This is a genomic window from Anaerovibrio sp. (assembly GCF_024697385.1).
GTDB lineage: Bacteria > Bacillota > Negativicutes > Selenomonadales > Selenomonadaceae > Anaerovibrio.
Window position 1 is genome coordinate 1 of the sequence record NZ_JAILFV010000176.1, and the last position, 2005, is coordinate 2005.

Here is a 2005-nt window from a genome sequence, read left to right on the forward strand (position 1 = left end):
AACGCTAATAATAAACACTAATAATAAACACTAATAATAAACACTAATAATAAACTCTAATAAGGAAGTATATAATGTTTTACAATCTATTACATCCTGTAATGTCGTCTAGATTTATAATTCTTATTGCGGCTGCAGTAGCATTTGTGCTGACACTTCTTTTGCTGGCAAAACCATTTGGCTTTCTTCCAAGAGATGGTGGGAAGTTTGTAACTGATAAGAATGGAAATAAAATTGAAATTAATAAAAATTCTAATGGCAAGGTGACTGGTGTTGGACTTATAATGGTAATAGTTTTTCTGGTGGTGTCATCCCTGTTCTTTATGCCTTTCGACCAGATAAAGCATTCAGTGGGAGCTGAGTTCTATGCATATGTTATTCTTATGTTTGTCATGATGATAACAGGCTATCTGGATGATGCGGCAAAAAGCCCTTGGGGTGAACTGGTTAAGGGAATACTTGACCTGATCATTGCCATTGCTGGAGCGGTGGTTTTTGTACTGAATAATCCTACAAATGTTAATTTTTTCGGTGCAAGGTTCCACATTCCGGTTGTGCTATATGTGATACTTGCAGTTGCACTTATATGGGGATCTGTAAATGTAACAAACTGTTCTGATGGTGTGGATGGCCTGTGTGGAACGGTTTCAGTGATTGAAATGCTTGCATTTACATGTATCTTCAGCAGAATTCTTGGCATATATGCAGCGTTGGCTGTTGTATTTGCATTTGTAATTGCTGCTTACTTAAATTATAACTGGAATCCAAGTAAAGTTTTAATGGGTGATGCGGGTTCTAGAACTATTGGTTTCATGCTGGCGCTACTGGCTATGAAGTCAAGACATCCATTTGTTTTCATTCCTATGTCATTCGTATTTCTGTTTGACGGAGGATTGGGCTTACTAAAGCTTGCAGTGTTAAGGGTATTTAAGGTAAATTTATTTAAGAACATAAGATTTCCATTTCATGATCACTTAAAGAAGAATCTGAAATGGAGTGTACCGAAGATAGCAATCTTCTTTGCTATAATGGAAGTTGTTTTTGCTGTTATTACAGGGGTAATCGTTCATGTTTGTGGATAATAATGACAAGAAAATAACTATAAGAGATTTTACATTTGGAGATGGAACCCCTCGCATAGCTGTACCACTTTATGGTTCGTCTGGCGAGGAGATTTTTGCTGCCTCTCAGGTGATTCGTAAGGAGATAGACCGCCTGGATGAAAAGTATAAGGATCATCCAGAATGTAAAGTGTCAGTTATTGAATGGCGTGCAGATTATTATCGAAATGTGGAAGTGCCCGAAAATGTTTTTAATATACTTCGCCATCTGAGACAACTGTTTGTGGATAGAGTGCTTCTGTTCACATTTAGAAGTGAAGAGCAGGGTGGAGAGATTAGAAATGACCGTGCTCATATGCATATGGATTTGATCATGAGAAATGTTATGACTTCCGGACTGGTGGACATGGTGGATGTGGAATTCACAGCAGGTAATTATAATATTGCCAGAGCAACCACAGCTGCACATAGGTCTGGTATTGCGGTGGTTATGTCATATCATGATTTTGAAAAAACTCCACATGATATGGAGATAGAAGAAAAACTTCGTCAGATGGAGATTCTTGGCGGCGATATTTTGAAGATCGCTGCCATGCCTAAAAATCAATTTGATGTTAGAAGAATTATGGAGATGAATCAGCGTGAAGTTATAGAGAGATCGAAACCTGTGGCTCTTATCTCTATGGGAGAACTGGGAAAGATTTCTAGAATCAATTGTAAAGAGTCTGGTTCATGTCTGACATTTGCTGCAATTGGAAAGGGCAGTGCTCCTGGTCAGATTTCGGTGGATGAGCTGATATCAAAATTGATCAAGCAGTGATACGGTCATAAGAAATATAAATACCAAAAATAAATATCCAAAATATCACATAGAGATATTAAAAAGGGATACACGCTTAGCGGTGTATCCCTTTTGGTTTCTTAGATTAAATGTTTACGCATTC

The 2005-nt window shown here is 37.6% G+C and carries 2 protein-coding genes; both read left to right on the forward strand.

What is annotated here, in order from left to right; genetic code table 11:
- Positions 1-101 precede the first annotated feature (101 nt).
- Positions 102-1082: a hypothetical protein gene (locus K6C05_RS09235; RefSeq protein ID WP_296733957.1), complete on the forward strand. Its 981-nt coding sequence runs from the start codon at positions 102-104 to the stop codon at positions 1080-1082.
- On the forward strand, positions 1069-1881 hold the full coding sequence (gene aroD / locus K6C05_RS09240) for a type I 3-dehydroquinate dehydratase (RefSeq protein ID WP_296733960.1): 813 nt from the start codon (positions 1069-1071) through the stop codon (positions 1879-1881). The genes K6C05_RS09235 and aroD overlap by 14 nt, the downstream gene beginning before the upstream one ends.
- The last annotated feature ends 124 nt before the right edge of the window (positions 1882-2005 follow it).